General features: G+C 40.0%; 21 protein-coding genes and 4 tRNA genes. 7 read left to right on the top strand and 18 right to left on the bottom strand.

The genetic code is table 11. The features are described from left to right. Window positions 1-10: 10 nt before the first annotated feature. The 4 genes from AB1721_02200 to tsaD all read right to left on the bottom strand — a co-directional run bounded on the left by AB1721_02200 (window position 11) and on the right by tsaD (window position 4701). A complete protein-coding gene (locus AB1721_02200) occupies window positions 11-436 on the bottom strand; it encodes an Hsp20/alpha crystallin family protein (GenBank protein MEW5805512.1) in 426 nt (141 codons plus the stop codon). Window positions 437-463: 27 nt separating this feature from the next. After that, on the bottom strand, window positions 464-1261 hold the full coding sequence (locus AB1721_02205) for a PrsW family intramembrane metalloprotease (protein ID MEW5805513.1): 798 nt from the start codon (window positions 1259-1261) through the stop codon (window positions 464-466). Window positions 1262-1374: 113 nt separating this feature from the next. Next, window positions 1375-3621: a valine--tRNA ligase gene (locus AB1721_02210; GenBank protein ID MEW5805514.1), complete on the bottom strand. Its 2247-nt coding sequence runs from the start codon at window positions 3619-3621 to the stop codon at window positions 1375-1377. 12 nt (window positions 3622-3633) lie between these two features. After that, complete coding sequence (gene tsaD, locus AB1721_02215) at window positions 3634-4701, bottom strand: tRNA (adenosine(37)-N6)-threonylcarbamoyltransferase complex transferase subunit TsaD (GenBank protein ID MEW5805515.1); 1068 nt, start codon at window positions 4699-4701, stop codon at window positions 3634-3636. Between the two features lie 159 nt (window positions 4702-4860). On the opposite strand from tsaD, the gene AB1721_02220 reads away from it, so the two are divergent. Together AB1721_02220 and AB1721_02225 are read left to right on the top strand one after the other, a co-directional pair. Continuing rightward, window positions 4861-4935, top strand: a tRNA-Glu gene (locus AB1721_02220). Between the two features lie 6 nt (window positions 4936-4941). Beyond that, entirely contained in the window at window positions 4942-6510 is a 1569-nt protein-coding gene (locus AB1721_02225) for a glycosyltransferase family 2 protein (protein MEW5805516.1), read from the top strand. A gap of 23 nt (window positions 6511-6533) precedes the next feature. Here AB1721_02225 and AB1721_02230 read toward each other — a convergent pair whose 3' ends face one another. Continuing rightward, complete coding sequence (locus AB1721_02230; GenBank protein ID MEW5805517.1) at window positions 6534-7196, bottom strand: diadenylate cyclase; 663 nt, start codon at window positions 7194-7196, stop codon at window positions 6534-6536. Window positions 7197-7467: 271 nt separating this feature from the next. Between AB1721_02230 and AB1721_02235 the strand changes: the two genes are divergently transcribed. The 3 genes from AB1721_02235 (at window position 7468) to AB1721_02245 (ending at window position 8109) form a co-directional block, all read left to right on the top strand. Beyond that, a tRNA-Val gene (locus AB1721_02235) sits at window positions 7468-7539 on the top strand. A gap of 83 nt (window positions 7540-7622) precedes the next feature. Next, window positions 7623-7943 (top strand): hypothetical protein, encoded by a 321-nt coding sequence (locus AB1721_02240; GenBank protein ID MEW5805518.1) that lies wholly within the window; start codon window positions 7623-7625, stop codon window positions 7941-7943. An 81-nt stretch (window positions 7944-8024) separates the two neighbouring features. Next, a tRNA-Leu gene (locus AB1721_02245) sits at window positions 8025-8109 on the top strand. 204 nt (window positions 8110-8313) lie between these two features. On the opposite strand, the gene AB1721_02250 is transcribed toward AB1721_02245, so the two are convergent. Continuing rightward, window positions 8314-8832: a 50S ribosomal protein L11 methyltransferase gene (locus AB1721_02250; GenBank protein ID MEW5805519.1), complete on the bottom strand. Its 519-nt coding sequence runs from the start codon at window positions 8830-8832 to the stop codon at window positions 8314-8316. A 62-nt stretch (window positions 8833-8894) separates the two neighbouring features. On the opposite strand from AB1721_02250, the gene AB1721_02255 reads away from it, so the two are divergent. Then, window positions 8895-8967: transfer RNA gene (locus AB1721_02255), tRNA-Lys, on the top strand. Between the two features lie 65 nt (window positions 8968-9032). Here the strand turns inward: AB1721_02255 and AB1721_02260 are convergent. The 12 genes from AB1721_02260 to AB1721_02315 form a co-directional block, all read right to left on the bottom strand. Then, a complete protein-coding gene (locus AB1721_02260; protein MEW5805520.1) occupies window positions 9033-9920 on the bottom strand; it encodes an ROK family protein in 888 nt (295 codons plus the stop codon). Window positions 9921-10052: 132 nt separating this feature from the next. Then, on the bottom strand, window positions 10053-11879 hold the full coding sequence (gene thrS, locus AB1721_02265; protein MEW5805521.1) for a threonine--tRNA ligase: 1827 nt from the start codon (window positions 11877-11879) through the stop codon (window positions 10053-10055). Between the two features lie 241 nt (window positions 11880-12120). Beyond that, window positions 12121-13281, bottom strand: a complete 1161-nt coding sequence (locus AB1721_02270) for a hypothetical protein (GenBank protein MEW5805522.1) — start codon at window positions 13279-13281, stop codon at window positions 12121-12123. 4 nt (window positions 13282-13285) lie between these two features. Further along, window positions 13286-14329: a pilin gene (locus tag AB1721_02275; GenBank protein ID MEW5805523.1), complete on the bottom strand. Its 1044-nt coding sequence runs from the start codon at window positions 14327-14329 to the stop codon at window positions 13286-13288. Between the two features lie 7 nt (window positions 14330-14336). After that, window positions 14337-16043 (bottom strand): pilin, encoded by a 1707-nt coding sequence (locus AB1721_02280; GenBank protein ID MEW5805524.1) that lies wholly within the window; start codon window positions 16041-16043, stop codon window positions 14337-14339. 3 nt (window positions 16044-16046) lie between these two features. Next, entirely contained in the window at window positions 16047-16781 is a 735-nt protein-coding gene (locus AB1721_02285; protein ID MEW5805525.1) for a hypothetical protein, read from the bottom strand. Between the two features lie 103 nt (window positions 16782-16884). After that, on the bottom strand, window positions 16885-17418 hold the full coding sequence (locus tag AB1721_02290; GenBank protein MEW5805526.1) for a hypothetical protein: 534 nt from the start codon (window positions 17416-17418) through the stop codon (window positions 16885-16887). 79 nt (window positions 17419-17497) lie between these two features. Continuing rightward, window positions 17498-19306: a VirB4-like conjugal transfer ATPase, CD1110 family gene (locus AB1721_02295; GenBank protein MEW5805527.1), complete on the bottom strand. Its 1809-nt coding sequence runs from the start codon at window positions 19304-19306 to the stop codon at window positions 17498-17500. Window positions 19307-19434: 128 nt separating this feature from the next. Beyond that, window positions 19435-19740 (bottom strand): four helix bundle protein, encoded by a 306-nt coding sequence (locus tag AB1721_02300; GenBank protein MEW5805528.1) that lies wholly within the window; start codon window positions 19738-19740, stop codon window positions 19435-19437. Between the two features lie 39 nt (window positions 19741-19779). After that, entirely contained in the window at window positions 19780-20418 is a 639-nt protein-coding gene (locus AB1721_02305; protein ID MEW5805529.1) for a hypothetical protein, read from the bottom strand. A 117-nt stretch (window positions 20419-20535) separates the two neighbouring features. Next, window positions 20536-20991: a PrgI family mobile element protein gene (locus AB1721_02310; GenBank protein ID MEW5805530.1), complete on the bottom strand. Its 456-nt coding sequence runs from the start codon at window positions 20989-20991 to the stop codon at window positions 20536-20538. Between the two features lie 317 nt (window positions 20992-21308). Beyond that, window positions 21309-21893: a hypothetical protein gene (locus AB1721_02315; GenBank protein MEW5805531.1), complete on the bottom strand. Its 585-nt coding sequence runs from the start codon at window positions 21891-21893 to the stop codon at window positions 21309-21311. Between the two features lie 632 nt (window positions 21894-22525). Here AB1721_02315 and AB1721_02320 point away from each other — a divergent pair. Then, a partial coding sequence (locus tag AB1721_02320; GenBank protein MEW5805532.1) for a hypothetical protein occupies window positions 22526-23158 on the top strand: 633 nt, incomplete at its 3' end.

Here is a 23158-nt window from a genome sequence, read left to right on the forward strand (position 1 = left end):
TTAAATTAAACTACTCCTCTTTTGAAGCAATTTTAAGCTTTTTTGACTTTTTCCGCTCTATCTTAGGAATCCTGATTTTCAAAACGCCGTCTTCCATGTCTGCTTGGGCTTTGTCAATATCAACTTCATTAGTCGGTAAAGCAACGGTTCGGGAAAAACTGCCCCAATAACACTCTTGATAAAAATAATCTTTCTCCTCAATCTTTTCTTGCTTTTCTCTCTTGCCCCGAATCGTAATCATATCGTTTTCAATATGGACATCAATATCATCGGATTTAACCCCGGCAATCGGCGATTCAATCACAATTTCATCCGGAGTCTGATAAACATCTATTGTCAATTCGCCAATTGAATCCGAATCAGTTAAAAAATTATTTTCTTCTTGCGGTTCTAAAGCAGTATCTTGATTTGTTTGTTTTTTGCGCTTACCAAACATAATTAAAAGATTAATTAATTTAGTTTATTATAGCATAGTTTCATTCTTGTTTTGGTTTTGATCCTGATCCCGACTTCGCGATTCTTTAGCTAAATAATCAGGCGAATAAACCACCAAAGTGGCTGGCCGGCCCAGCTGACGCAAGGTTTCAGCGTCTCGAAGCAAAAATAAAGCCAAAATAAATAACAGAAAAACTGCGCCGGCATAAAAAGGCATGCCGAATTTAATCACTAAAAAATTAAACAAAGCGTGGATTAAGCTGGCCAAACCTATTCCTAAAAAGATAAATTTTTTCGGCCGGTGCTTGATAATTCCGATCGCCCAAAAATAACCAACCAAGCCGGAAGCTAAAGAATGAAGAAAATTGGCTCCAACAAAGCGCAAGGTCAGAAAATAAACTACTTGGGAAAAACTGCCGCTGTATTGGTTAAAAACAGAAACCAAATAAATTATATTCTCAACAAAAGCAAACCCCAAGGCAATTACCACCAAATAAATAACCGCATCAACCGGCTCATCAAAAACCGGATTCCGGCGTAAAAACAAATAAGCCATTAAAAACTTAAACAGCTCTTCAACTAAAGCAACGCCTAAAAACATAAACCAAAATGAATTTTGAACTGCCTGCTTTTCCATGCCGCTAAACTCAAAAAGCCGCAGCAATAAAACTCCGGCGCCTAAGGCAAAAACGGTAGAAAAAATGCCCAAGAAAAAAGCTAAAAGCAAAAGCGGCCGCGGCTCTGGATGGGGATCTTGCTTCAAATAAAATAAAAGCCAGATAAAATTCGGCAAAACGCTTAGACCAATGATTAAAAAAGCAAACACGGTAAGGCGAATAAAGAATAATGAATTATGAATAAAGCATAATAAACAAAAAGCGCTAACTAGTAAAGTTTAACATAATTCTTAATTCAAAATTCATTATTCTGCGTTAAGTTTTATACCTTGGCGCTTGGCCATTTTTCTTTGGTTAAGACTGAATCTTTTTCAGCAAAAATTGATTGCCAGATTGCTTCAGTAACAAACGGCATAAACGGATGCAGCAGCTTAAGGCAGGTTGAGTAAACCCGCAAAAGAACCGAAATAACAGTTTTGTCCCCGGACTTTATTCTCGGCTTGGCCTGTTCAACATAAACATCGGCAAATTCGTGCCAAACAAACTGGTACAAATTCTCGGCAGCTTGGCCGAACCTGAAAGCATCAAGATTTCTTGTTGTTTGCTTAACCAAATTGTCTAAAGAGGTAATAATTTTCTTGTCTTCTTGTTTTAAATTTTTAATTTCTCCGCTAAAATCAGCCGGCGAGCTATCTGCCAAACCCATCAAAATGAACCTGCCGATATTCCAAAGTTTAGTGGCAAAATTCCTCATTCCTTTAACTTTTTCGTCACTCAAAGAAACATCGCTGGCCGGACCAACGCCCAAAACTAAAGCTAAGCGCAAAGCGTCAGCGCCGTATTGGTTAACCATTACCAGAGGATCAATCACATTGCCCTTGCTTTTGCTCATTTTTTTGCCAAACTTATCAACTACCCGAGCATGGAGATGAACAAGCTCAAAAGGAACTTTTCCGGTTAGATAAATACAGAGCATCATCATTCTCCCAACCCAAAAAAACAAAATATCCCAAAGCGTATCTAAAACACTGGTTGGATAAAAATATTCCAAGTCTCCCGGTTTTGATTTTAGGGTGCTGACCGGCCATTGGCCGCTTAAAAACCAGGTGTCAAAAGTATCGGTCTCTTGAATTAAATGTTTGCCGCCGCAGGTTTGACAAACTCCGATTTCTAACTGATAACTGACATTGGGGGGCGCGGTTAAAGACTGCAAACCAGCAACAATCTCCTCAAAAGAAAAATCTTTTTTCAAGTTTTGATAAAAGCCAAAAATCCTTTTTTTGTCCCGACTCAAAAAATTAAGCTCAATTGAACCATTGCAGTCTAAACAATACCAAGCCGGAATTCTTGGCCCCCAGACAACCTGGCGGGAGATATTCCAATCCCTAATATTTTCCATCCAGTCAAAGTACATTTTTTCAAAACGCTTTTTCGGAAAAATCTTTGTCTGCCCGGTTTTAACCGCCTGAATCGCTTTTTCTGCCAAGGGCTTGGTCTTAACAAACCACTGGGGAAAAACTGCCGGCTCAATTATCGTGCCGCAGCGGTAGCAAAACCCGACCGAATGAATTAAGGGCTCTTTTTTGATTAATTTTCCGGACTGTTCCAGGTCTTTGACCACTGCCTCTCTTGCCTGGATTGCAACCAAAGACAGGTATTTTCCCGGAACATTAATCATCTTGCCGTTCCTGTCTATCACTGAAATAGTCTTAAGGTTATGCTTTCGGCCAATCTCAAAATCAACCGGATCATGGCCCGGAGTTATTTTTAAAGCGCCGGTGCCGAATTCAGGATCAACCAGCTCGTCTTCTATAATCGGAATTTCTTTATTAATAATCGGGATAACCGCCTTTTGCTCCAGCAAAGATTTTTTGTCTTTATGTTTAGGATGGATTGCCACGGCCACATCAGCAAAAATAGTTTCCGGCCGGGTGGTGGCAATCATTACCGGGCCATAATCTAAATAATAAAGCTCGTCTTTTTGCTCTTGGTAGTTAACTTCCAAATCAGAAAAAGAAGTGCCGCATTTTGGGCAATAATGAACAATTCTCTCGCCCCGATAAACCAAGTTGTCATGGTGGAGCTTTCTAAATGTCTCTAAAACCATCTCAACGATCTCCGGCTCCAGGCTGTAATGATAACGAGACCAATCCAGAGCAAAGCCAAGCCGCTTTAACTGGTCTTTATTAACCAACCGGTTCTTTTCAACAAAATCATGGAGCAACTGGAAAAGTGTTTCTCGGTCATAATCAAACCGGCTTTTCCCTTGCTCGGCTAATTTTTTTTCAAAAACAAACTGGGTTTCCATTCCCGCATGATCCGCGCCAGGCAGCCAGAGAGTCGGATCACCCCTCATTATATGGTATCTCGTCAAAATGTCCTGGATTACAAACATCGCGTGGCCGATATGCATTGAATCATTGGCATTGGGCAGAGGCAAGATAATCGTAAACGGTTTTTTTGTTTTGTCAGTTGCCGGAATAAAAACTTGCCTGCTTTCCCAAAGCTGATAAAGCTTTTCTTCTTCAGTTTGAAAATCAAATCTTTTCGCTAACTCTTTTTTAGTCATGGTTTTTTTATTTTAACCCAGCCGTAGATTGGCTTCAACTTCGAGTTCAAGCGGATTTTTCGCTGGTTGAGGATGAAAAAAACCAGCCGCAGCGATCATGGCCGCATTGTCGGTAATGTAATCCTTTTCCGGAAACTTAACCGGGACTTTTTCTGATTTTTCCAAAAAACTGGCTTTTAAATAAGTATTGGCCGCGACGCCGCCGCAAACAAAAATCTGCTTTGCTTTAAACTCTTCTGCTGCTTTCAGGGTTTTTTTGATTAAAACCTTGGTCACGGCTTCCTGAAATGAAGCAGTAATGTCTTGCTGGATTTTTTTTGTCTTTCTGTTTATTTTTCTGTTAGAAAAATCAAACCGATTATCCTTTAAAAAATAAAGCATCGCGGTTTTTAAACCGGAGAAGCTGAAGTTATAGTTTTTTGAATGAATTAACGGAGAAGGAAAGTTAAAAGCCCGGGGGTTGCCCAATTTGGCTAATTTATCAATTGCCGGACCGCCAGGATAACCCAAGCCAAGTAAACGAGCAACCTTGTCAAAGCACTCTCCCGCGGCATCATCTAAAGTTTGGCCCAAAAGACAATATTTGCCAAAACCTTTCATTAAAACCAGCTCGGTATGTCCGCCAGAAATAAGCAAGACTACAGCTGGGAAAGATTGAGAATTAGGGATCGAGAATTGGGAGTTCTTTCCAATCGGTTTAAGCCAGTTAGAGAGAATATGCCCTTCTAAATGGTTCACCCCAACCAATGGCTTATTTAAAAAATAAGCCAAAGCTTTGGCAAAATTAACCCCGACCAGTAATGCCGGAGCCAAACCCGGGCCTTTAGTTACCGCAATTAAATCCGGTTTTTTCTTAATTCCTGCCTGTTTGAAAGCAAGCTGAAAAACCTTGTCAATATTTTCCGAGTGTTTTCTGGCAGCCAGACTCGGTACCACGCCGCCGAACTTAGCATGAAACTCCACCTGGGAGGAAATTGTATTAGACAGGACCTCAAATTCAACTTTATCCTGTTTTTGTTTTGCCTGTAAAAAAGCGACTGAAGTTTCATCACAACTTGTCTCAATTCCCAAAATAATCATAGATAGATTATAGCAAATCATCTGAATTTCTGATAAAATAACCGCAGGCTATGGTTATTCTCTGAAAATTGATAATTGTAAATTGCAAATTATTCTGTAATCTAAAATCTAATTTTAAGAATTGGTAATTAGAAATTAGGAATTAGTAATTTATCATCTGGCCCTATCGTCTAGCCTGGCCTAGGACATCGCCCTTTCACGGCGAAAACACGGGTTCGAATCCCGTTGGGGCTGCTGAAAATGACAGTAGAAGAAAAATCTTATTTACGTTTAGCCAGGCCTTTTGAGCTTAAAGACAAAAAAGAAAGGCGAATTTTCCGATTTTACGAAATGCTGCCTGGTCTGCTTGCCTGGGGGACGCTAATTCTGTTTATCCTTAGCGCCAAATTTTTTCCAGAACAAACCTCTTTTTTTCTGATTATTTTTGTTTTGTTCTGGTTTTTAAGAACAATTTATTTCACTTTTCTGCTTTTCTCTGGATTCAGAAAGACAAAAACGAACCAAAAAATAAGCTGGAGAAAAAAGATAGAATCCCTATCTTTCCCTCGACTAACCCTGCCAAACCTAAAATCATTAAACCAGCTCTGGCAATTAGTGATTTTGCCAACCTATAAAGAGCCTTATCCGGTTCTAAGAGATTCGCTTGAAGCATTAAAAAACTCCGGCTACCCAGTCTCACAGATGATTGTTGTCGTTGGTTTTGAAAAACGGGAACAAAAACAAGCTGAACCAATCGCGGAAAAAATCCGCCAAGAATACCAAACTATTTTTGGCCATTTTCTAATCACTTTTCACCCCGACCAGCCCGGCGAATTAGCGGGTAAAGGCGCTAATGAAGCCTATACTGGCAAGCAAGTTTTAGAAAAAGTCATTAACCCGGCAAAAATTCCTTTAGAAAACATCATTACTACGGTTTTAGACGCTGACACCCAAGTTGATCCGGGATATTTTGACTGTCTAAGTTATCACTACCTGACCTGCCAGAAACCGCTCCGGTCCAGCTTCCAACCAATTCCTTTGTACACCAATAATATTTGGCAGGCGCCGGTTTTTTCAAGAATCTTAGCTTTTTCAACCACTTTCTGGCAGATGATCCAGCAAGCCCGACCCGAGGCAATGGTCACCTATTCTTCCCAGTCAATTGGATTTAAACCAATAACAGAGATCGGCTTTTGGCAGGAAAATCTAATCTCTGAAGATTCAAGAATCTTTTACCAGTGTTTTCTTCATTTTGATGGCGATTGGCAAGTAGTGCCTTTATATTTTTCGGTCAGAATGGACGCTAATTTTGGCAGCAGTTTTTGGCAAACAATTAAGCGGCTTTATGTCCAACAACGGCGCTGGGCTTACGGGGCAGAAAACATTCCTTATCTTTTATACGGCTACAGAAAAAATAAAAAAATTTCTCTTAAAGAAAAAATCAAGCACGCTTTTATTATTATTGAAGGATTCCATTCTTGGACTACCCACTCGGTTATTTTATTTTTCCTTGGCTGGCTGCCTCTTTGGCTCGGCTCACACAACTTTAAATTCACGATTTTGTCTTATAACCTGCCCCAGATTGCCGGATTTTTTATGAGGTTTTCTATGATTGGTTTGTTCTTAACCGCTTATTTTGCCATGGTTTTAATGCCCAAAAAGCCCGGCTCGATCTCAAGAGCTGAGAAAATCTGGCTCTTTTTCCAGTGGCTTTTAGGCCCGGTGTCAATCTTTCTCTCAACTCTGCCGGCAATTGACGCTGTCACCCGATTAATGTTGGGTAAATATATGGGTTTTCATGTTACTCTTAAATCCAGAAACAAAACTTAAGTTTCTGGTGCCGGGCATTTTAACTAATCTTCAGTCGCCGATTCCTGCCTTAAAGAAGAAAAAACAATTTTTCCTTTTTCAAAAATTCTCAAAACCTTACTCTCTTCCGAAACAACAAAAACAGTGGTCTTGGGCAGTTTGTAAGAACAAGCAATTCCGGCCAGATGCCGGGTGTGAACTTTTTTGGCAAAACCAAAAGCCTGGGAAAGGTCAATGGTTTTTTTCAGCTTCATTTTTTCTGCCACTGCTTTGGGCTGCATATTCTCCAGATAAACCCCGCTGGCAACAAGATTGCCCTTTCTGCCAATCAGCACCGCACCGTCAAAATAAGACAGTTTAGAAAAAATTTCCAAAGCCTTATCAAAAGAAAGCTTAATTAAAGAAACCTGCTTTTCTGAAAACAAGTTTTGGCTGGCATCGGGGAAAGAGGCATAATCTTCAAGCCATTGCTTTTCCCAGCCAAATACAACCAAAAAGCCAAATTCTTTGCGGCGGCGCTTTTGCAGAGCTTTTAGAAGCGAATAAATCTTTAGTTTTAAATAAAGCTCTTGGTCATTAGCGTCAGATTTTTTAAAGATTTTGATTATTTCCTGTTTTTCCCTGTCCGAAAGCCAATGGCCAAAGAAATTTAAGATTTGGGGCAGTTTAAAGACCTTTTTTATTGTCTGATAACCTGTTTTTAACATTAGATCTTGATTTGAAGACTTTAATTTTCAAATATTTTCTAAACTTAAAGCTATCCTGGGTTCGGTAAGTTGGCCGACCCGGTTTATTGCCAACTTTAGCGTGGTTTTTCATGTTATAATAGACGTCAAACTTTTAAAAGTATAACATACTCAAAATTAGTTCAATTTCCAATAGGGGTCTACTAATTTACCAATCATTACTAATATCTACCAATCATTCTTATGCTATATCCTACCAATTTACCAATTGGTAGGATATAGCAATGAAGCTGGGCACTTAGCTCAGTGGCAGAGCAACTGTTTTACACACAGTAGGTCGGGGGTTCAATCCCTCCAGTGCCCACGGATTTTCTCGACAAATTGTTTATCTTGACAAGATTGTAATAATGGCTAAAATTAAATAAAGGTAATTTAAAATAAAAAATTATGAAAAAAATCATTGTTTTTGCGCTTTTAAGCGTTTTGGCTCTACCGGTTTTTGCTCTCCAGCCCCTGCCTGACCCAGGCGTCAGCACCATTGACCAACTGATTGAAAAAATTTACCGGGTAATGGATGTAGTTTTTACCATTTTAATTATTTTTGCTGTTGGTTTTATTCTTTATGCCGGATTTACTTATGTTACTGCTGCGGGAGATAAGGACAAAACAGATAAAGCCAACAAAATGATTATTTATGCCGCGGTTGGCGTATTAATCGCTATCTTTGCTAAAGCAATTCCAACTGTGGTGGCCAATATTCTACAGTAGATTACAGGTTATAAGTTATAGAAAACTAATCCTGGCCAAAGCCAGGATTAGTTTATTTTGTGCTAAAATCATCTTTATGGCGCCCCTGTGGCGGAATTGGCAGACGCGCAGCGTTTAGGCCGCTGTCTCTAAAGAGGTGCAGGTTCAAATCCTGCCAGGGGCACCAGAATAGAACTCAAAGGTTTTTCGGAGACCGAATTGTGGGCGGCGTTATGCGCCACCAATGAAATGACCCCTCAAAAATCAGAAAGTTTTATTGTTGGTGTAAAGATACACCAAAATTTTACGAAATACCGTAAGAGGCGCGAGTTTCCGCCAAAGGCGGATCTGCCTCTGGCATGACAAATCCCGCCCTGCCCACCAATCGCAACTAAATCCGGTAAAGATAAACCTTATCTTGCTTTTGAGAATATTTTAAGTTAGGGAAAACAGCGTCATTAATAACAACTCTGGCGCCGGACTTCAGTTCTTTTGTCAATTTTTTCTCCAGTCGGGACATAATAAAACTAATTCCGTAAATAACCACCAATTGATATTGGGATAAATCCTCTTGCCAAAAATCTTTTTGATGAATAAAAGCTTTGTCAGTTAAGCCGGCTCTTTTTATTCGGTAACGGCTCCACCAAACCAACAGAGGGTTAATCTCATAACCATGAGCCTCGGCTCCAGTCTGAGCCAAAGCAATCACAATTCTGCCGTCTCCAGAACCAAGGTCAACTGCTTTTTCTCCGGGCTTAATCCGGGCTAATTCAACCATTGTCCCAACTCTATCTTTTTCAGACGGAACAAAAGGCAGCCATCTAACTGCTGGAATTAAAAAAATAATCACGCCAATAAGAATAAGAATGGCAATTAAAGAAAAAACGAGATTAAGAAAAACTATGAACATAAATCAATTCAATTGACTAAGTTAGGGGTAAGCGGTATTATTTGAAAAATTATAACTTTATTCCCCCCATAGCTCAATTGGCAGAGCAGTTGCCTCTTAAGCAAACGGTTCCAGGTTCGAGCCCTGGTGGGGGGACAATATATAAACCATCTTACATTCTCTCTTGCCCAACTTTTTAAAATACGGACAAGATAGTCCACTTAACTTTCAATCTCTTGAGCTAGGTAAGCGGCGCCAATCGCCCCGGACCACTTTACGTTTTTCGCTTTTAAAATTTTTATTTTTTTTCTTGCCAGAGGAGACAAAATTAAATGTTTCATTGTCCTCCCGGCTTGTTTAATGAATAACGGCCAAGCATGAGCTAAACCTCCGCCAATCAAAATAATATCCGGCTCAATCAAATTAACTACATTAGCCAAAGCAATCCCCAAATTACTGCCGAACTCCTGCCAAAGCTTTTGATGTGTTTTATTGCCCTGGCGGGCTTTGTTTTCTGACTCAAGCGGCTTAAATCCTTTGGCCAAAAAGAATTCGCTGGCGCAAAAATTTTTCAGCTTCTTTTTTGATTTGTAATCAATAATCATCTGGTTCAATTCATAAGCAGTGTCAAAAGCGCCTGGGTCAATCCGGCCATTTTCCCAATAAGCGCCGCCAATATCAGTGCCTAAAGTTAGCATAAAAACTGATTCGGCGCGACTTAGATTTTTCATCTCGGCCCGCAGGGCCACATTAACATCATTGTCAAGCATTGTCTTGGCCTTATATTTTTGCTCAACAGCTTTTTTAATCTCTAAATCAACCAGATCCTTAACTACGCCGGCGTTAATCACCTTATTGTTTTTAACAATTCCGGGTACACCAATGCCAATTTTTTGCACTCCGGGCGTGAATAAAGAATTAAGAACTATAAATAAAGAATTAAGAAAAACCTTTTGGGTCACCCTTTTTACATCATGCAAAACTTCAGCTTTTTTAAAAATTTTATTATTTTGCATTAAAACCCCGCGAATTTTAGTTCCGCCAGCGTCAACGCCGATAACCAGAGCTGATTTTTGATTTTGAATTTTAGATTTTGAGTTTTTTCTCATTCTTATTATCTTAAATCAAAAATCTGATTTCGTAAACCAAAATCTCTTGGGCTTAACACGTCTTCTAACGACATCGCAAGTCGTAAATTTACGACTTGCGATGTCGTCAAATAGAGGGCGACGGGATTTAACTTATTTCTTCTTCTCTATCTCTTTTTGAACTTGTTTAACAAACTTCTCTATCTTGATCGCGCCCAAATCGCCTTTGCCCCGCTGGCGGACTGCCACCGCTTTGGCTTTAACCTCTTTGTCGCCAATTACTAAAGCATAAGGAATTTTTTTCAGCTCCGCATTTCTAATTCTTTTTGAGATGGTGTCTTCATCCCAAAGCTCAACCCGGATTTCTAGATCTTTTAACTGCTGGAAAACTTTTTTAGCAAAACTTAAATGCTTTAAACCCAAAGGCATTACCACTGCTTGAACCGGCGCCAACCACAAAGGAAAAGCGCCGGCATAATGTTCAATTAAGATTGCCAAGAACCGCTCCAAAGAACCGAGCGGCGCCCGATGAATCATTACCGGCACCTTTTCTTTGCCATCTCTGTCAATATATCTTAAATCAAAACGTTCAGGCAGCATAAAATCAATCTGGACTGTGCCGCATTGCCACTCCCTCCCCAAAGCGTCTTTGATGAGAAAATCCGCTTTAGGCCCGTAAAAGGCCGCTTCGCCTTTAGCAATAAAAAAATCTGCTCCGCTTTGCTCTAACGCTTGGGCCAATTTTTTTTCTGCTTCTTTCCAAACTTTAGTTTGGCCCAGATATTTTTCTTTTGCCGAGCGGAATCCGGCCCTAACTCGATAATCAGAAAACCCAAAAGTTTTATAAAGCTTTTGGATAAAACGAAAAACCCCTAAAAACTCGTCTACTGCCTGGTCCGGAGTGCAAAAAATATGAGCATCATCTTGAGTAAAAGCCCTGACCCGAAGCAAGCCATTCAGCTCTCCTGACTGTTCGTAACGGTAAACCGCGGCGACTTCAGCAATCCGCAAGGGCAGTTCTTTATAAGAACGAGGGTGAATTTTGTAGCTTTGGATATGCATTGGACAGGTCATCGGTTTAACTAAATATTCTTCTCCCTCAACGTCCATTGGAGAATACATCTTGTCCCGATAAAGCTCCCAGTGCCCGCTTTTGACCCAAAGAGATTTTTGGCCAATATGCGGGCTATAAACATGCTGATAATCAAGCTTAATCTGTTCTTGAATCTGAAAATTCTCTATCTCGCGTCTAATCACCGCACCGTTTGGCAGCCAAAGCGCTAATCCCGGGCCAACCTCTTCGGTCAAAAGAAAAAGCTCTTGCGCTTTGCTAATCTTTCGATGGTCTCGTTTTTCCGCTTCTTCTAAGTTTTTTAAATAATCTTTTAATTCTTTCTCGGTTTCAAAAGCCACGCCGTAAAACCGAATCAGCATTGGATTTTTCTCGTTGCCCCGCCAATAAGCCCCGGCGATCTTAGTTAACTGAAAAGCTTTAGGGTTAATTTCCCGGGTATTTTTTACGTGGCCGCCGCGGCAAAGATCAACAAAATCCCCGGTTTGATAAACAGAGATAGCAATCGGTGATTGACGATTGGCTTTCCCTTTCGAAACCGCTCCTGATAACTGATTATTAATAGCCGAATCATCAGTTGTGCCGTATTTTTTCAGATCAGCTAAAAGTTCCAGTTTAAAATCTTGATTCAGGTCCTTAAAAAGCTTTTTCGCCTCAACAAAACTTAATCTTTTACCCTTAAAGTCAAGGTTTTGCTTAATCAGCTTAACCATTTTCTGTTCCAGCTCTTTTAGATCTTCTAAACCGGGCTTAGCGTTCTTGGGCAAAAGAAAATCATAATAAAACCCGTTTTCAATTACCGGCCCAACTCCAAGTCTAGCTTTGGGCCATTTTTCTAAAACTGCCATTGCCAAAAGATGAGCCAAAGAATGGCGGATATGCTCTATGTTTGGTTTTTTGTTTGCCATAATTTTTATTCTACTATACTTAATTTAAAAATGCCCCGGTTCAGGGCATTGCGTTGTTCTTATTATTAGGTTTGAAAACTAAAACCACTGCCTTGAACCAAGGATTAAACAATAGCCGTAGTGGTAGTGATTAAAGTTTTCATATTTATATAATAGCTCGGTTCCCAAAAAAATCAAGTTTTCTGGCAGTTTAATGTTCTATTTAAATTTGTAAATTCGTACTTATTTGTATATTGGTGACTTAAAGTTTTAATCGATAAAGCTTGCTATCGGCTCGGTTGATAAACAAAAGATAATCTTCTTCCGGGGCAACTGCTAAATCCTTGGCGTCAAAAATCGTGTTTTCAGAATAAACTTTAAGCTCGCCGGTTTTAAAATTAAACTTAGCAAAAGAGTCGTTCGGCCTGATTTTGCCCTGCCAATAAGAAAACGGCAGATTGTTAGCTCCGGCGACTTGATTTGAATAAGCGCAATAAACTGCTTCGTTGCTTTGAGCAAAAGCGCATTTCTGAACCAAAGTTTTAACCGGAAAATCGGTCAGCTGTCCGGTTTCCAAAGAATAAAGATAAGTTTCCAGTCCGGCGCCAGACTCATTAGTTAAAGAAATGATTATTGTTTTGCCGTCCGGGGAAGGCAATAAATCAAAACCATAAAATCCTTTCCGGTATTTTTCCCGAATCGGCAAAGAAATTGTTTTTAGTTGCTTATTAGAAAAATCATAAGCAAAGATTGTTTCCAAAGCGTAGAAGGGCGCCGGCTTTTGATAAAAAACCAAATAATTGTTTCCCGGCCAGAAAAGTTTCAGGTCTGACAGATTCAGGTTGAGAATTTTTTCTTCTTTGGTGCCGTCAGAATTAAGCAAAGAAAGGTAAGCTTCTTTTTTTGATGCAGAATAATGCTGAACCGCCAGTTTTTTGCCGTCCGGCGACCAAACCGCTTCTTGGACATAATCAGGCAAGAGAAAAGTCAGGTTTTGTTCCAAATCAAAAACCGCATATCTTCTCACTAATTGGTTTTGGTAAAACCCGATTAAAACCTGCTTTCTGTCAGAAGACCAAACAATAGAAAAAACATTGTCAAGTTTGGTTTCAGAAAGATTCTTGACTTTATAAATGTCCAGAACCGGAACAATTGAGATTAGGGTTTTTTCAGTCTGGTCAAAAAGATAGATCATCTTTTCAGAAAAAACCGGGGCAAGAACTTGATGGTCAGAAACCAACTCAAACTGGCTTGAGCCGGGGCTTGCTGTTGGGGAAGCTTCAGCAATCACTGGAGAAAAGGCGATTGTCAGTCCTGGCTCTGATGTTTGCCTTTTTTGCCTAAAAAAGAAAAACAGCCAGCCGCCAATAATTAAAATCGCCAGCAAAACAATAATTGAAAGAATTAGGGTTTGTTTTCTCATGGCTTTATTTCTGGCAGTTTTTTAGAACTGAATAATGAATTTGGTCCGGATAAAAATCGCAAGTGGAGGTCGCTTGATTATTACTCATAAAATAACATAAATCGCCAAACTTTGCTGGAGCAAAAAGCTCGTCGCCGCACTGATCCTTTTTAGAGTTCAGAAATTCCATCATAAACTGATCTCGGGGGTCAAGATTATTCGGATCAGAGTCATAAAGCAGAAGGTCAACAGCCCGCTGTTCTTGGTGCGAACCATAACTGCTACCGGTTAAGGCAATTGGCTCAAAATAAAGTTGGAGATCAAGCAAATCATTAATTAAGTCACAAGATAAAGGAGTGTCGCAATTAAAAGTGCTAGAAAGAGATTCATAACAAATGATTCCGGCTTGATTTAAAGACCTTTTGTCCCCAGAAAGACAAGGCCCGGTGACTGGCATCGGAGTAATTTTGGCTATGCTCCAAAAATAGCTTAACTGCGGATCAGGAATTAATCTTGTTTCTACTGATTTCGATTGAACTAAATACTGCTTAGAGACATTCTGAAGCACCTCATCAAGACTCTTTCTTTGGGCTGATCTGGTCAAAGAATCAAATACGCCAGCCAGACCTTGGCTGGATTCGGTTTGGTTAGTTTCTGCTTTAGAGATCTGAAGATTTAGATTTAAGATCTGGGGATTAATCGTGTTTAAGATTACCCAAGAAAAGAGCAAAAGCAAAAGGCCAAAGATCGTGTTCTTAATATCATCTAAGGCAGCGGATTTCTGGGGAATACCCGCTCCTTCTGAACCCCATTTGATTCCGGCAATGATTAATCTGATAAAAGCAAAAAAGCCACCTAAGCCTAAACCAAAGTTGTAGATATAAGTGAATAGAGAGTCAAGGCTGGTTTCGTCTAAAGTTGCTCCACCCGGAGCTGGAGGCAAGGGCACTTCCCATTCAAAAGCGGCAAGAGCAGAACTAGCAAATAGCCAGTTGCTAATAGCAAATAGAAAAAAAATAAAGTAGAAAAACCATCTGCTAGGTGCTATCTGCCATTTGCTATTTGCCATTTGTATTTTAGTGTGTGTCATAATACCACCAAATAAAATCGCAATAAGTCGGAGTGGTAACTTCTTCAACTATCTCAAAATTATCCGGCAACAATCCAGCTGATTGGGCATAAGCCACAAATACATCTCTAACCTTTCGTATTTTTTCGGCATTTTGCGCTGCCCAGGGCAGATAGCTGTTTGTGTTAATGGTTAGCTCTTCGCCGTTTCTTAACCGGGCAATACCAGTATAAGGTGAAACGCAATCGCCATAATACCAATGACCCATCACATAAAAAACAATTGGATTAATCGTTGGCGGATCCCATTTGAGCATCTCGCCTCTTTTCGGACAAGCAGAAAAACCATAACCATAACCAAGAAAATCGTTCAACCAACCATCAAATTCCCCTCCTTTACCGTCATCCATTAAAAACTTCAGTCTTTTTGCTGCAATTGCATAAGCGTCACGAATATTAGAGGGATTGGGCTTATAGCCACGACTGTTTCGAATCTGATTGGCTGCATTTCTAAATTTGCAATAGGTATCCCAGATACAGCGAGTCTTAGCCGCTCCAGAAATAGCACAGGATTTAATTGGCTGCTGCATGGGCCCAACTGCGCCTGATGAGTTTGGCAGACACCAATTTTCATTATTAGCTAGCTCTGGGTTCTGGGGATTAGCTAAACCAATATAGCCGCCAGGAGAAGCAGCCGCAGCAATGTATTCTGGGGTAATACCTTCATAACTGTCAAAAAGCAAACCTTCGCTTTCTGCCACTTGAATCGCAAATAAAACTTTTGGCGGAATCCCAAAAAAGTTCGCCGCCTCAACTAAATAAGTCCGATAATCGTCCGGCGCGCCAAAGCCGCCGCTGCCTCGACGAGGCGGAGGCAAACCAGACTCGTCATAGCCGCAATTTTTGTTTTTAAAATCCGGTTTCCAGTCACCAACCAGCTCACAGACACTGCCAACTCCTCCAGCTGAACAATCTGGATCTGCTGGCAAGGGGCATCCTGGATCCCAGCCTTCAGGAGTTTTCCCAGCGCATTTGTCACGGTAAAAATCACAAGGGTCGTTGGCTTGAGTGCAATCCATTGCGCAAACAGAATCTGAACTAGAAGTCGGCGGGCAAAACTTAACTGGTTCTAATTGGTAGTTACCTAATGACAACTGTCTAATTTTATCCGGTTGGACCTGAATTAAATACTGCTTAGAGACATTCTGAAGCACCTCATCAAGACTCTTTCTTTGGGCTGATCTGGTCAAAGAATCAAATACGCCAGCCAGACCTTGGCTGGATTCGGTTTGGTTAGTTTCTGCTTTAGAGATCTGAAGATTTAGATTTAAGATCTGGGGATTAATCGTGTTTAAGATTACCCAAGAAAAGAGCAAAAGCAAAAGGCCAAAGATCGTGTTCTTAATATCATCTAAGGCAGCGGATTTCTGGGGAATACCCGCTCCTTCTGAACCCCATTTGATTCCGGCAATGATTAATCTGATAAAAGCAAAAAAGCCACCTAAGCCTAAACCAAAGTTGTAGATATAAGTGAATAGAGAGTCAAGGCTGGTTTCGTCTAAAGTTGCTCCACCCGGAGCTGGAGGCAAGGGCACTTCCCATTCAAAAGCGGCAAGAGCAGAACTAGCAAATAGCCAGTTGCTAATAGCAAATAGAAAAAAAATAAAGTAGAAAAACCATCTGCTAGGTGCTATCTGCCATTTGCTATTTGCCATTTGCTATTTGTTAGTTAAATAAAAATTCTGCTTAACAAACTCTAGCTCTGATTTTGAGTTCTGGACAAAAACCGAAAACAAATCTTTGACCGGATTTTTCGGCAGTTTAGCTCTAAAAGTTAATTTGTCTTTTTCCGAATTGTCAATTTTATCCAAGCGATAATACCACTGAAGATTAAGCCCAAAAACATTGGCGACATTGAAAAAATACGGCCTGACTGCCAAAACTAATTCTTGTTCGGGCGAGCCGAAAAAAGTTTCCTGGCTGTAAGGAGAAACCCGATCATTTTCGACCAAGTGCAACAATGCTTCTGGGGCTTGGAAAATCGGCACCAAAACCTGCTTTTGGGCCACTGAACCAAGAACAGGATCAACAATCTGGGCAGTTAAATTTAAAAATGAATCATTAGTAAACTTATTAATCGTATAGCTTAACCGGTTAATCCCCTTAAGCTCGCTGATTTTATAGCCCTGGCTAAGCCAACGAATTGTATAGCCGCTTAAATCAACCGGCTGATAAACGCCTTTGCCTTTGTCTTGAAAAAGATTAACTCTCAAATTGACTGTTGAACCGGGCAAGGCCGGATTTTTAGCATTCAAACGATATTCTTCAGGCGCGTAATTATTTGCCTGCCAGTCAACCAAAAGAAAATCAGCCGCAAAAACATTCTTAGCAAATAGCGAATAGCAAAAAGTAAAAAGCAAAAAAATGGCGCGGAAAAATCGTTTATGGTTCATAATTTGAAACATATGATCTAACATACAAGGTGGGTTCGCGTTATCACTTTAGTAAATTAGTGTTATTCGCGATTACTTTGTTAAATTTTAGCTTGAAAAATGATTATTTTCCAGCCCGAGTGATTTTGCTAACCCTTTCTGCTTTTTTCACTGTTTCCATTACCGCCTTGCCGGTTTCAGTTGCTTGCATTGCTTGGCCAACTTTTTCTTTAACCTTTGGCTTAGACATAAAATAAGACAAAACTACTGCAGCGCTATTAACCGGCAAAATACCCAGAGCCGGAATAACCTCTATTAACCAAGCAATAACCTGACGGGCAAAGTTATAATCGCCTTTATCCAAAAAATATAAAGCAATAAACATCGCTGCGCCCAAAATAAGACTAACAACCACAGTAATTACCGCGCCAACTCCGGTCAGGTCTAATAAATCAATTAAATCTAACAAAATCGCAATACCCAATAAAACCAACGCCGCTAAAACACTCATACCCTTTTCAGGCCTTTCTTCTAAATACCCGGGCAACTGCTCTTTGACCCTGGCAAGCGAAGGAGATTCCTGCACCTTGACTGCTCTTTTTATTCTGGGAGTTGATGAAGACGGGATTTGCGTTTGGGTTATTACTGGAGAAACCATAGAGGATAATTCCTAATGCCTAATTACCAATTATTAATTATTTTTTAAAACTTGGAAATTAGAAATTGGTAATTGAAAATTAATTTCCTTGTTCTTTTGCTTGCTTAATTTTTGCCAGCTGTTCCGGATTGGTGGTGATAATCTGGTCTTCGGTATAAGAAGCCATTACTCTTAAGATTAAGTGCTTTGGCCCGGCAAAAAGCAGGCCCTCGCCAACTGATAGATTGGTTAAAACATCAACTTCTGCCGGAGTCAAAACAAACGCCTGGGCCAAAGAACTGATTGCCGCGCTGGCTTGTTTCATTAAAAACTGCATTGAGGAATTGGTAATAATCGGCTTGCCATAAGGAGATTTTAAAAAGTCATCCACGTCTTGAGTGATTGTGGTCACGCCCAAGAAATACTTTCTTGCCCGCTTTGCCATTGAGAGCAAAAAATTGGCGCCATCATTGTTTTTCATCAGCCACCAGGCCTCATCAATAATCAGCAGCCGCCTTTTCTTGTCTCTTCGGATTAAGTTCCAGATATGACCGAGAATAATATACATTGCCACTGGCCTTAACTCTTCATCAAGATCGCGGATAGAAAACACGGACAAGCGATTTGAAGTATCAATTGTGGTTGACTGGTTAATAAATCCGGCAAAGGTGCCTTTGGTGTATTTATAAAGCTTGTCTGCCAGCTCCTTGCCACCTTCCATGGTTCGCAAAACCGATTCCAAATCTTCTAAAATCGGCGGTTCTTTGCCAAAGAACGGGGTTTCTGGGGTAATATCCCGGGAAGCATAAGTCTGTTTAATTGCCTGATCCAAAACCGCTTCTTGTTCCGGGCTAAGCTCGCCGGTCATCACTTTGATTAAGCCAATTAAATCTAAAATGTGCTGGCGAAAAGCAGTTAACGGGTCTTCATCTTCGCCAATAGTGGTGATATCAAAAGGGTTTAGATGATCATCGCTCTGAATTGAGATCTTGAAAAAACTGCCGCCAAAAGCTTTGGCCAACTGCTCGTATTCGTTTTCCGGGTCAATTACTAAAATATCGGTGCCGGTCATTAACGAACGAATAATGTCCAGTTTAGTAAAGTATGATTTGCCGGCGCCGGATTTAGCAAAAATCACACAATTAGAGTTTTCCAGAGAAAATCGGTCAAAGATTACCGGGGTGTTATTCTGCATATTAACGCCGTAAAAAATGCCTTCTTGCTGGAGCAAAGTTGAGGAAATAAACGGGAAAAAAGTTGAAGCTGGTCCAATGTTCAGCGGTGTCCGGACATCTAAGTTATCCTGGCCTAAAGGCATATTGGCTTCGTAGGCTTCAAACTGATGAAAAGCAGCCGGCTTAACATCAATCATTTTCTGTCCCATCAAACCAACTAAATCTGATTCAATTTTATTCAGCTCTTCTTCAGAATTGGCAACAATAGTCAGGTAGAGACTGACATAAAACATCTTGTCCCGTCCCTGGATTAAAGAATCGCGCAAGCCCTCAATGTCCTGAATTGCGGTTTCTAACATCGGGTTTCTGATTAAGCCTTTTTCCTGCTCCTCTAAAAGCTGGGCTTCTAACTGGGTTGCCCGTTTCCGCAAGTTTTTTAACACCTCTTCGGTTTCCATCGGATGAAAAAAAATGGAAACATTAACAGATTTGTTCAGATTGATTATTGGCGAAAGCCAGCCAACCGTCAAAAATTTAGGATAACCAAGAATAAACAGGGTTTTAACCACTTTGTCAGAGAACTTTAAAAGCGATGGTTTAATCTCCAGGCCCACCGGAGTAATCAAGTCCCGCAAACTGGCTTTGGTTTTTTCATACAGCTCTTCCTGGCTGATCTCTTCAATCGTCCTGACCGTCTGCGGTTGTTTGTTTTTTAAAAAAGGAAGTTCAAACATAATTCTCAATTCTCAATTTTCAATTTTCAACGAAAAATCAATTTCTTAATTCTCTAATTTACTAATTTTTTTACCTTTTGCAGTTCGGCTAATTTTTGAAAAAATTAACAAAAGCTCGTGCGATTCTCTTAAAAAATCTTTAATAATATTTTTTTTTCGGGATTAGTTCTAATTAAAAACCTTAACCAGTATTTCGTTTCTCTTAATTCTTTCCGGCAGATCCCTATTTTATGAATAAAGTCTTTTCTACTCTCTGCTTCATTGGCTTCACAATAATTCGCCCCTACAGATCCGACAGATTTAACAAGCTGTTCAATTATTGACTTATTCAGTGAATTAATCTTAATGCTTTTGACAAAATCTATAATATTTTCTGCAAATCTGGCGGTTCTTTCTTCTAAATCGTAATTTTTGCTATTTGTTGATTTTGTCATTGAAAATTCATTGAAAATTTGAAATTGAAAATTTAGAAATTAAAGATATCTCTTCTCTTCTTTTTCCATTGGATTATAAAGGTTGTAAAACAAATCCACCAACTCTTCGGTATTTAAAACTTTGGCTTGGATCCCCATTCTGGACAAACCATTGACAACCAAATTAATCCTGGTTTCCAGCTGGGATTTGCCCCGGGAGAACTCTTCTTCTGAATCCGAACCAGCTGAAGTTTGGCTCTGCCGAGAAAGAACCTGGTTCGGCAAAACACCGGCTAGACCAGAAGCAGATGCGGCCGGAAAATAAGAAACCACCAAAAAAAACTTCTTTGTCATAATATTATACTGTTCCAACAATCCCTCCAAAAATCCGGTGTAGTCGGGAATGTAATTTTTTATCAGCTCGTTTTCTTCCTGTTCCTGAAAAGACAAAATTCTTTTTAGATAATCATCAATATTAACCCGGCGGGAATAAACAAAAAGCTGAAGCGGAAAATCCAAGCCGACTAAAAACTCCTGAAAAGCGCTAATCAAACCCTGCTGTTCTTCTGGAGATTTCAGCTCAAAATTAAGCCCTTCGGCTTCAATAATCGCTTTTAAACTTTTGTTTTTCAGAACAACAATATTCTCCCTGATTGTATCAACCGAGATAATTTGCTGTGAAACGCCTAAGTCTGCCATTTATTTTGTAAATTATGAATTGTGAATAATGAATCAAGATGAATTTTAGATTGCAAATTATAAATTACAGAAAAAATAATGCTCTAAAATCTAATGAATGAATTATGAATAATTTTATCAGGTTTGGTCTTTTATTTCAGGTTCTAGTTCGGGTTCTGGTTCGCGCTGATCCAGCTGTCTGGCTAATTCTTTTATCTCTTCTTCTGAAACAATCTTTGGCGCTTCTGGCTCTGGTTCTGTTGGCTTAGGTTCCTGTTTTCTTAAAGTCTCAACATAAATCTGTTTTGATTTTAAAGCCGGCTTTTGCCAGACAAAAACTTTTGGCAGCCAAACATACTTAATCATTCCCAAAACTACGGTTGTTGCCGACCGGCCCTCAATTTTGCCAAACATTAAAAAAACTATGCCGGACATTAAAATCAGACTCAAAGTCATTGCCAGCCAAGCCTGAAAAAAGAAAAAAAACAAAGCGCTAATAATAATCCCGGCAAAAGCAATCATAAACTGCTTTAAGCTCAACGGCCCTAAGATCTTGGCTTCTTCTTCAATGTAGCGGGGAAGTTCGTACTGCATAGTCTTTGTTATTAAATTTTATCATTAAAGAAACAACAAATACAGCAATTTCTTGGGCCCAGTTTCAAACAGCAGCCGCAATAAGCCTCTTTAAAACTCTTCTTTATAAAAATGTTTATAAACAAAAAAATGCCTCTAAAATTTTTCACTACTTTTATATTCCTTTTATATTATTATATTATTTATATTATTTCTATCTAAAATCCGCGATCGCGGATTTTAGATAGAAATACCCGAGTCCGCAAGTTCAGATCTGTAAATCCAGACCCGCAAATCCAAGCCCGCAAACTCAAACCAACAAGCTCAGATCCGCAAGCTCAGCCAGCTTTTTCTAAATTCTTAAGGGTCCCTTCGTCTTTTATCTCAAAAAAATGAATAAATTGAAACAAATCCTTATCAACAAGCTCTTGTAAAAACCCTTTGGATAGCGGCCTTTCTCCCAACCAAACACTTTTTTGCAAAAGTCGGTATCCAGAAGAAACCAATTCAAATCTTATCCAGTCTCGATATTGCTTCAAGTTTTCCGGAATGTCAAAAATAAATAGTCTTAAAACCCCATCCTCTTGCGGCAAGTCATCAGCGGCGCGCCTCAAAAGAGCTTCTCCGGCTTGACTCACTTTCCAGACAGCCATTTTTGTTCTCCCTTCTTTTGAAACATATCCTTTCAGCTTTAGCCTTGTTAATGTGGCAGAAAAAATTCTTTTATATTTCTCATAATCACTCTCGTTCATTTCGCTTCTCGGCTTATCCAAACCAAATAACAAACGTCCCAATCGGGCTCGAGAATAACCTTTAAGAAACACAGTGTCTAAAGTTAAAAATGTAAGTTCGTCCAAAAATTTCAACACCCGCCATTCTTGAGTGTTTTTTCGGAGCCTCATTTTAGGAGAGGGTTTTGTCATACTCGCCAAATTTATGAATTTATTTTCCGCAAGTCATTTAATAATTATAATAATTATAAGCTCATTTTATTGCCTTTTATTATTATTACAATTATAAGCCCATTTTATTTCTATGTAAAATCCGCGATCGCGGAATTTAGATAGAAATAAATAATACAGGAACGGGAATAGATGTATTTTAAGCAAAAAAGTGAAAAAATGTCTAAGAGGTAAATCTAAATTGCCCCATTACTGCATTTCTGCATTGTTTTTTGTTTTGTTGTCTTAAAATAAAGCTGTAATTTATAAATAACAAACTAAACTAAATAATAAGATTGACTTTTCAACAAGATTGACAGGAGGATACCAGTGTGCTATAATATAAAGCAATTGTTCTTTTAAAATCTGCAGCGCTTTTAAGCGCTGTTCATCCGGCAGAGGGTTAATCTCCTTTTTTTAGTTAGCTTCAGTACGTTAGCAGATAAATTATTGCTAAATTGCCGCATTGCTTCATTGTTAATTGTTAAAAATAAATAATTTAACAATATAGCAATAAAACAATAAAGCAATATATTTATCCTTAACGCGCTGAAGCTAACATCGCAGAAAAACAAAAAACCCCCGAAAGGGGGAAATTTAAAAAAGGAGAGAAAATGAAGAAGCTTTTTCCGTTGGTGACCGGGATGGTCCTTGCGGCCATTCTGGTTTTTGGCGCCGGCCTAGCTGGCGCCACCGGGGCACCTGCCCCGGTTAAAGGCGGCGGCACGCCAGTGCCGACCGCCACTGTCATCCCCTCCACGGCCCCCGCGACCACCTGCCCTGCCGGCACGCCGGTGGGGGCAGGGGAAAACCTTGGTATCGGCCAGGTTTACCTGGCCGATGGGCCAACGCCATTTATCATTGAGGTGGTGGCGCCTTCAGGCGCCACATGCGCCTCAATGGTGGGGGAGAACGTTTCCCCCATTAAAGTTTTTGCAATCGAGGGCGGAGACGCCCAAGATTGCGCTGTCTTCCCGCCGTCGTCTTCGGACGACGAGTGGAAAGTCGTGTGCCCAGCCGACGGGGCGCACGACATGGTTCTTATCCCATTTTCATGGGATAAGGATCAAAAAAAATTGACCATTGGCCCGCTGGCTCTGTTCGACCAGCCGATTCAGTTCGAGCAAATCTCGAGCTGGATTGGTTGGTCAGGACCCCGGGATTCATACGGGGCCCGCGAACAAAAATCATCAGTTTTCCTCGCCTACGTTGTAGGCGCGGGAAAACTAGGGGGTTGGGCGCCGTAT

The sequence above is a fragment of the Patescibacteria group bacterium genome (genome assembly GCA_040753135.1).
Taxonomy (GTDB): domain Bacteria; phylum Patescibacteriota; class Minisyncoccia; order UBA6257; family Brennerbacteraceae; genus JBFMGR01.

Excerpts from the sequence above, each read along its gene's own strand:
- AB1721_02250 (MEW5805519.1), bottom strand. The coding sequence starts at position 8,832 with ATGTTCATAGTTTTTCTTAATCTCGTTTTTTCTTTAATTGCCATTCTT.
- AB1721_02315 (MEW5805531.1), bottom strand. The coding sequence starts at position 21,893 with ATGACAAAACCCTCTCCTAAAATGAGGCTCCGAAAAAACACTCAAGAA.
- thrS (MEW5805521.1), bottom strand. The coding sequence starts at position 11,879 with ATGGCAAACAAAAAACCAAACATAGAGCATATCCGCCATTCTTTGGCT.
- AB1721_02295 (MEW5805527.1), bottom strand. The coding sequence starts at position 19,306 with ATGTTTGAACTTCCTTTTTTAAAAAACAAACAACCGCAGACGGTCAGG.
- AB1721_02280 (MEW5805524.1), bottom strand. The coding sequence starts at position 16,043 with ATGGCAAATAGCAAATGGCAGATAGCACCTAGCAGATGGTTTTTCTAC.
- AB1721_02270 (MEW5805522.1), bottom strand. The coding sequence starts at position 13,281 with ATGAGAAAACAAACCCTAATTCTTTCAATTATTGTTTTGCTGGCGATT.
- AB1721_02285 (MEW5805525.1), bottom strand. The coding sequence starts at position 16,781 with ATGAACCATAAACGATTTTTCCGCGCCATTTTTTTGCTTTTTACTTTT.
- AB1721_02290 (MEW5805526.1), bottom strand. The coding sequence starts at position 17,418 with ATGGTTTCTCCAGTAATAACCCAAACGCAAATCCCGTCTTCATCAACT.
- AB1721_02310 (MEW5805530.1), bottom strand. The coding sequence starts at position 20,991 with ATGCAGTACGAACTTCCCCGCTACATTGAAGAAGAAGCCAAGATCTTA.
- AB1721_02240 (MEW5805518.1), top strand. The coding sequence starts at position 7,623 with ATGAAAAAAATCATTGTTTTTGCGCTTTTAAGCGTTTTGGCTCTACCG.
- AB1721_02305 (MEW5805529.1), bottom strand. The coding sequence starts at position 20,418 with ATGGCAGACTTAGGCGTTTCACAGCAAATTATCTCGGTTGATACAATC.
- AB1721_02210 (MEW5805514.1), bottom strand. The coding sequence starts at position 3,621 with ATGACTAAAAAAGAGTTAGCGAAAAGATTTGATTTTCAAACTGAAGAA.
- AB1721_02300 (MEW5805528.1), bottom strand. The coding sequence starts at position 19,740 with ATGACAAAATCAACAAATAGCAAAAATTACGATTTAGAAGAAAGAACC.
- tsaD (MEW5805515.1), bottom strand. The coding sequence starts at position 4,701 with ATGATTATTTTGGGAATTGAGACAAGTTGTGATGAAACTTCAGTCGCT.
- AB1721_02230 (MEW5805517.1), bottom strand. The coding sequence starts at position 7,196 with ATGTTAAAAACAGGTTATCAGACAATAAAAAAGGTCTTTAAACTGCCC.
- AB1721_02260 (MEW5805520.1), bottom strand. The coding sequence starts at position 9,920 with ATGAGAAAAAACTCAAAATCTAAAATTCAAAATCAAAAATCAGCTCTG.
- AB1721_02200 (MEW5805512.1), bottom strand. The coding sequence starts at position 436 with ATGTTTGGTAAGCGCAAAAAACAAACAAATCAAGATACTGCTTTAGAA.
- AB1721_02275 (MEW5805523.1), bottom strand. The coding sequence starts at position 14,329 with ATGGCAAATAGCAAATGGCAGATAGCACCTAGCAGATGGTTTTTCTAC.
- AB1721_02225 (MEW5805516.1), top strand. The coding sequence starts at position 4,942 with ATGACAGTAGAAGAAAAATCTTATTTACGTTTAGCCAGGCCTTTTGAG.